Origin of the sequence: Duganella lactea (assembly GCF_009857505.1) — a bacterium.
GTDB classification, from domain to species: domain Bacteria; phylum Pseudomonadota; class Gammaproteobacteria; order Burkholderiales; family Burkholderiaceae_D; genus Rugamonas; species Rugamonas lactea.
The window spans coordinates 111,039-117,399 of the sequence record NZ_WWCP01000017.1; the positions used below are offsets into that span (position 1 = coordinate 111,039).

General features: G+C 53.0%; 7 protein-coding genes and 2 pseudogenes. 5 read left to right on the forward strand and 4 right to left on the reverse strand.

The window, feature by feature from the left end; genetic code table 11:
* Window positions 1-182: 182 nt before the first annotated feature.
* From GTP44_RS15385 to GTP44_RS15395, 3 genes are all read right to left on the reverse strand, one after another.
* Window positions 183-719 (reverse strand): hypothetical protein, encoded by a 537-nt coding sequence (locus GTP44_RS15385; protein WP_161020111.1) that lies wholly within the window; start codon window positions 717-719, stop codon window positions 183-185.
* Window positions 720-1,650: 931 nt separating this feature from the next.
* Window positions 1,651-2,076 (reverse strand): hypothetical protein, encoded by a 426-nt coding sequence (locus GTP44_RS15390; protein ID WP_161020112.1) that lies wholly within the window; start codon window positions 2,074-2,076, stop codon window positions 1,651-1,653.
* Window positions 2,077-2,191: 115 nt separating this feature from the next.
* On the reverse strand, window positions 2,192-2,797 hold the full coding sequence (locus GTP44_RS15395) for a hypothetical protein (RefSeq protein ID WP_161020113.1): 606 nt from the start codon (window positions 2,795-2,797) through the stop codon (window positions 2,192-2,194).
* A gap of 449 nt (window positions 2,798-3,246) precedes the next feature.
* Here GTP44_RS15395 and tnpA point away from each other — a divergent pair, with 449 nt between their 5' ends.
* From tnpA to GTP44_RS15415, 4 genes and pseudogenes are all read left to right on the forward strand, one after another.
* Window positions 3,247-3,633, forward strand: a complete 387-nt coding sequence (tnpA, locus tag GTP44_RS15400; protein WP_161020114.1) for an IS66-like element accessory protein TnpA — start codon at window positions 3,247-3,249, stop codon at window positions 3,631-3,633.
* Window positions 3,630-3,857, forward strand: coding sequence for an IS66 family insertion sequence element accessory protein TnpB (gene tnpB, locus GTP44_RS28235; protein WP_161020115.1), 228 nt, complete (start codon window positions 3,630-3,632; stop codon window positions 3,855-3,857). Before tnpA ends, tnpB begins: the two co-directional genes overlap by 4 nt.
* A 6-nt stretch (window positions 3,858-3,863) precedes the next feature.
* Window positions 3,864-4,127: pseudogene (locus GTP44_RS28240) on the forward strand (transposase domain-containing protein); the annotation flags it as partial.
* Window positions 4,128-4,538: 411 nt separating this feature from the next.
* Window positions 4,539-4,724 (forward strand): annotated as a pseudogene (locus tag GTP44_RS15415) (IS3 family transposase); the annotation flags it as partial.
* Between the two features lie 284 nt (window positions 4,725-5,008).
* On the opposite strand, the gene GTP44_RS15420 reads toward GTP44_RS15415, so the two are convergent.
* Complete coding sequence (locus GTP44_RS15420) at window positions 5,009-5,500, reverse strand: hypothetical protein (protein ID WP_161020116.1); 492 nt, start codon at window positions 5,498-5,500, stop codon at window positions 5,009-5,011.
* A 314-nt stretch (window positions 5,501-5,814) separates the two neighbouring features.
* Here GTP44_RS15420 and GTP44_RS15425 point away from each other — a divergent pair, with 314 nt between their 5' ends.
* Complete coding sequence (locus GTP44_RS15425) at window positions 5,815-6,258, forward strand: transglutaminase-like domain-containing protein (protein ID WP_161020117.1); 444 nt, start codon at window positions 5,815-5,817, stop codon at window positions 6,256-6,258.
* Window positions 6,259-6,361: the final 103 nt, after the last annotated feature.

The window sequence follows — 6,361 nt, forward strand, 5'->3', positions numbered from 1 at the left end:
ACATCTCCCATCCCACTCAATCGTCCGTGCCATGCACCGTAGATAGTTGAGGCGCTACCCAGTACCTAGAAAAATTTCACGACCAACTACATACCGAGGCGGCGAGCGTGCGATGTATGGGATGGATATGGTTTGTCCCCGCCTTGCCATTGCCTGCACTTCAGGCTCCTGGCTACAAAGAGCTATAACCAGGAGCACCTACTTAGATTTCGCGAGCAGGCGCTGCGCGCGGCTGCGCCCACAGCGGATTTCGGCAAAAGATCAGCCAGCAGGTCGCCTTCGCTATCGAAGCCCGAGTCGACTGGAGAGCCGGCGCCTTTTACTTCAAGCCGAAGCATCAACGCGTGGCTCCAAAGGAAGTTCACGCGCAGCGGACACGTCGCAGGAACAGCCGTAAATTCGGCGTTCGCGAGCACGATCATTTTTTTGTTGTTAGCGCGGAGCTTGCCGAGGTTACGCGCCGCATGGCCAATGATCCAAACCACTTGGGTACCGGCGTGGTAACGCAGAAAGCCGATCTTCTCCAGCACAGCCAGCGACGACTCAATCTCGGTCGCGAGCATGCCGAGGTCGCTGGCAGCCGCGTTGAGCTTCAAATGGAAGAAGCCGGTGCTGTTCGATGCATTGAGCAAATGACTCGCGACGAGCATAACGGAAGGGCCCGCAACGCGCAGATCGGCGGCACGGGGATGGTTCAAAATATCGAGGTGGTTGGACATTGGTTATTGCTTATGAGTGAGCACCTCGGAATGAAGCGCTTCTACTCACGTATAGGAAGAAACCAGCGTGATCGCATCTCCGTTCAAAACTACTTGAGATTACTGGAGCCTTTTAGAGGCAAGACGAGTGGCACACTCGTCGCCAGAGCCGAATCATAAGTTTGCGCCAACTAGATGGATGAGAGTGCTACTGGAGCCGCAGTGTCGATTGCAAGCCCGGCACGCAACAAACGCTCTAGGTGCGCACTTCGCGCGTCAGCATGTCTGCAATCGGAACGCCCCGCGACGGGTTCCGAGCACGGCTAAGCCGGCTCCAAACGAGCTCCATCCACAAACACGCTTGCAGCAGTTAGTTGATCTAGCGAAGCAATAACGCCGTGAAACGCAAACAAGTGCTGGCAGTCCCCTGTCCCACCAGGCCGAGGCGGGCGCAACCCAGCACGCCATCCTTGGCCGCCTCGGTCATCTGTGCAAGTGCGGCACATGAGTTCCAACGTTGGAACTGCAAGGCCTGCGGTTGATCCGCCGCGATTCTGAACCCAGGGCGCACCGCCCAATGGCATTCCAGGTATGCTGTGCTCGCCTCAAAAATCTCCACGAATGCAAGCTCCGGCAGGCCCAAGCCTACCGGTTGATGTTCACCCGAAATAGACGAACTACGCAGGCACGATCCGCAAGAGCCTTCCAAAGGAGGCGCATAGCGGTGGGCGATGAAGACCTGAGAGAGCGGGATTGCCAGGTCGGTTAGTTCGCCCGGCGTCTTAGGGCCACCTCGAATAACCCGTTTTTGACGACGTGGGGAGGCCTCGAATAACCTGTTTTCCGAAAATCGCTCTTTTACGAATTAATGGCTCAGAAGGTGCGCAAAGATGAAAAAGAAGGTTTCTCTAGGTGCCCTATTCACCACACGAACTGATGCAGACACGTCGCTTTAGCGACGTTTCAACAGCAAGCTGCTCTTTGATGTTGTTCTTTTATAATGATTAAAGATCGTTAAAGTTCCCGATATCTTGTCCGACTCAATCTTGCCAGAGAATCTTTCAGTTTCCAATACAGCCGGAGAGTCATTGGGGGCTGAAAAAGAAATCGTTTGATTGATCGATGAGTAAAAAACGCCATATATTGGCGTACCTAGCTTATCGCAGGGGCCATCTGCGTGAGTAAATATACCGATAACTTGGTCTTCCCTTGCTGTTTTACTGAGTTTCCATAAGCGCAGAGCGTAACCATCGCAATCTCCGCTTTCGTTCCCTCGAGCGATATTCGAAAACTCTCCCATAAACGACCATTTTGTGTCGCCGGCGAGAGCGCTAGTCGCCAAAAAAAATGATAATGATAGTGCAATTATTTTTTTCATATTTTAAATCTCGTATAATCTGGATTTCATAAAAACATATTTTAGCCTAGATAATGCTAGTCAATGAGATGACTAGCACGATCAGAATTTTGAAAGTCCAGAAAAGCTATAGGTATCAGCGCTTGGGAAAAACTTCGAAGTGTACATGAGTATTCTGCGACGGCCCTAGGTCGCCTGAGGGCCTCCATTCACCGCCCGGTGTAGTTCGCACGAAGTTGCCCATAGGGCCTTCGACAAAGCGGATGTTGTCATTTGCCTTAGCAGCATTCTCAAGCGCCGTAGCTAAAGCAAGACCTTCACCAGTTGTACCAATATGCACGCCATTTGCGTAATTGATATCAACTGCGTCGCCAACGCCATGGTTAGATTTTGCATCGTGACCATTGGTCGTCGCCGAAATATTGATACTCGTGATGTTATTTACCGAATCAATAATGCTATTAAAGCCAGTTAACAACGATTGAGTAACGAGACGATCTGCGTTTGGGTCAAATCTTACGCTAGCATGAGCAGTCGAGGTAATGTGGACCGTTCTAGCTTCCGTAGTAGGGAAGAAAACGCCCGGGCCGCCAATATCGTCCGGTTCGGTATTATAATGCCTTGGACCTTCGTCATGCTCGTGACGTTCATGGTTTCCAGAGGGGGCTGCACCTGGGTCGTAATTGTTGTTATAGATAGGGTCCGAAGGATCCGGATGACCAACAATAATGATTTGTTCCATAAGCTTCCTTCAAATATCAAATAGGCTACATTTCGATTGATTTGGCGATTAGATTTACCACACTCTCCAAAGTCAATATTTCCACAATAGCATAAATTTTAATAAAGAAAATTCATCTACTTGAATCACCACCTTACCCCTCCATATCGCCAGATTCAGGTGAGGTCGATACGACTCCCCTCCCCAACTTGCGGAACGTATCGGCCATATCGGGTAGTATCGCGTCCCAATGACCGTCGCCAAATCGTGCGAACAGAGACCCTGGCTTATGATTCGGATCGGATAGCTGTTGGGACTTCTCGGTCATCTTTCATCCATTAAATTCTGCGACCAATCCGCTCGGACCACAAGGAGAGAAGTAAGCGTCTTCCCAGCGCCGTCTGGACTGCCTGATCGGCGTCATCCATGATCGAATTTTGGCACAGTATTTGTGCCCACAATTTTCGATTATGGACACAAATTTTCAACCGATCATTTCCACGAATGCACGCGGCCACTACCTCCAGCATCCATTGGAGTTCAAGCGCGCCCTAGTGGCGCTGTCGCTGGAGCCTCGCGCCTCGGTCGCGCGCATCGCGCGTGAGCACGGCGTCAATGCCAACCAAGTCTTCAGCTGGCGCCAGCTGTATCAACAAGGACGCCTCGGCTTACCTGCATTGATGCGAGGCGATGGCCTGTTACCGGTGATGCTGGCGCCAACGGCGCCGGCATCGAGCAACACCAGCTCCGATGCCGACGGCATTATCGTGCTTGAGTTGGGCGAGGTCCGCTTGCGGATCGAAGGGCAACCCAATGCGGCCACATTGGCGCAGGTGTTAGACCGGGTGCTGCGATGATCGGTCTGACCACCGGCACCAAGGTCTGGATCGCCGCCGGCATCATAGATATGCGCTCCGGCTTCAATGGACTGGCTGCAAAAGTACAGACGGCGCTGGAGGAAGATCCGTTCAGCGGCCACGTGTTTGTGTTCCGAGGGCGGCGCGGCGACCTCATCAAATTACTGTGGTGGACTGGCGATGGCCTATGTCTGTTGGCCAAGCGGCCGGCGCTGCTGCGCTAGTGGGACGACGGTTCCATCGAGATCGATAACTCGGCTGCCGAGCGCGCCTTGCGTGGCGTCGCCATCGGCCGCCGCAACTACCTCTTCGCCGGCGCCGACAGTGGTTGCGAACGCGCCGCTGCGATCTATTCGTTAATCGGCACGGCCGAGCTGAACGGTGTCGACCCCGAAGCCTGGTTGCGTCACTTGCTGAGGCATATCGCCGAACATCCCGTGAACCGGGTTGATGATTTCTTGCCTTGGAACTGCAACCTACCAGCAGCCCTTTGAGATGACGCCGCTTCCCAGCGGGGTGATGCCATCATCGATCAAATTACCGTCCCACTCAAGACCTGAGCAGACGCTTACCGATAGAATAGCATGTTGCACTCAGTTAAAAACCCTCCGAATCTCACTCAACTATCGCATAGCACTACCACATACTGATTCACAGTCAACTGTGTACGGTGAACAAAATGGCGATCTGGCAGGTAGACTTACAAATGATCCTGCTGGCGGACGGGGTAGTCGGCGGCTTCAACAGTTCGGTGGAATTGCCATTGCCAACCTAGCTGGTGCTTCAGGCTCAGCAACGGCTCTCGGAATACCTCGATTCGCCATGGCTCATGCTATCTGACTGGTTGGTGTATGGACCGGAAAATGGCAGTCCTGTCGACATCATTTTCATTTCACCGCAAACTGCTGTTCAGCAGCTTCAAAACGGAATGGCTGCCGTCCACCGGTTACATGACGGCACAGGAAGCACAGCGGGACATCAGCCACTACTTGATGCACAGGTATAACTAGATGCGGCCACATAAGTTTAATGAGGGATTGGCACCGGCCGTTACCGAAGAAAATCTTAACGTAGTGTCCGGGATGGATTGACCACTACAAAAGAGCTTGCGATAGAGTGCTAATGGCGCCGCGCGGCGGGAATCGCGAAGCGCGGCCAGAGCTACTCGCCATACTATCCACGATGGCCCCCCCCCACTCCACACAATCGCTTGTGGTGCTCCTTGTAGACTGGGACGCCTGCATAGTACCGACGCAACTCCCTGTTGCCGAGCACGAACAGTGGCAGCGAATACAATGCCACGACTTACGGCCTGATCCGCCGCCCAAGCTCGACGGTAGCTATCAGAGGCAGGCTCTTGCATCGGCCAAGAAGTTCACGACTCTGCGGTAGCCACCTCTTCCACTTCTTCATCCAGATCGCTCAGGCGCAGCTTGTACTCGTATTGCTCAAAGAACTCCTCACGCATCGTGCATTCGAGAGGGATCGCAGCGAACTCTGCATTCGCGAGCTTGATTCGCGCCTTGTCGTTTGCCCGGATGCGACCGAGCGCAAAATCAGCACGGTCAATAATCCAGACCATCTGGGTCTGTTCGTCATACTTCAAAAAACCGGTCTGCTCCAGCGTCTGCAGCTCAGCTTGAACTTGCTCTGAGGTCAACCCGGTATCGGAGGCAGCACGGTCAACGTCAAGGCAAAAAAGGCCAATATGATTCGTGTATGCCGTGTTCAAGAAGCAGGCCACAAGCATCGTCACAGGACCAGCAGCACGCAGCGCATCAGCGGTTTCGCCACGCCAGAAGAAGACATAAGGGTTGATTTTATCCACCATCGATGATCCTTTTTTCAGATTGAGTTCGCGGGCCAATAAAGGGGCTCGTTACCAGTAAAGCGCGAAACCGAGCTGATGATTTTGGCGAAGAGTCCAACGCTGGTGAAAACTACCTGGGATCAAGCAGTGTTTCCTATTTCAGTTTTTTTTTGCATGGCTATGAGATGACCGGGATGCAGGTAAGCCCAAGGGCGCAGTTGGGGGCTTGTCTCAATTAAAGATGGGCAGACCTGTCGCACGCAAGGGCAACCGAGATTCAGGTGCATCGTGTCATTGCAAAGGCCGTCTGGGAGTGCTACCTTTTCCGCAGTTGAAATGGTCACAGACTGGGTGGACAACCAGGAGGTAGTATGACGCCGCAAATTCAGAACGTGCCGGCCGACTTGATGTCGATCCTCTCAGACGCGAATGCGACACAGCACGGCAAGTGTTACGAGAACTGCGTTGTCGCAGTTCTTGGCACGCGAATCTCTCGCCAGCTTAGGTACGTCGTCGGCTTCTTGACACCTCCGGACCACCCTCCGTTTCCACATGCGTGGCTTGAGCAAGAGATGCACGGCGGCCCTATTTACCTAGACCCGACCTTGCAGGCATCCTCGGCACTTTGGAACAGCAGGAAGAACATCTTCATGTACAGCGCTCGGTATTCATTCAACAAAGACGAACTATTGAAGTGGTTTAGAGTGAAGTACGCAGGTCGTGAATTTAACGAACTGGGGCTGCCAGTGGGCGATATACAAGGCCCAGTGCTCAACTCGAAAGGCGAGCTGGAGCCTGTAAGAATTTCTGTGTGAAACGGGGTCATGAAATAATACCGAAAGGGATGCTCCATGATCGACACGATGACCACCAAGAAACCGCGCAAAAAGAAAGAGCCGTATCCATTCCCAGTTGAGC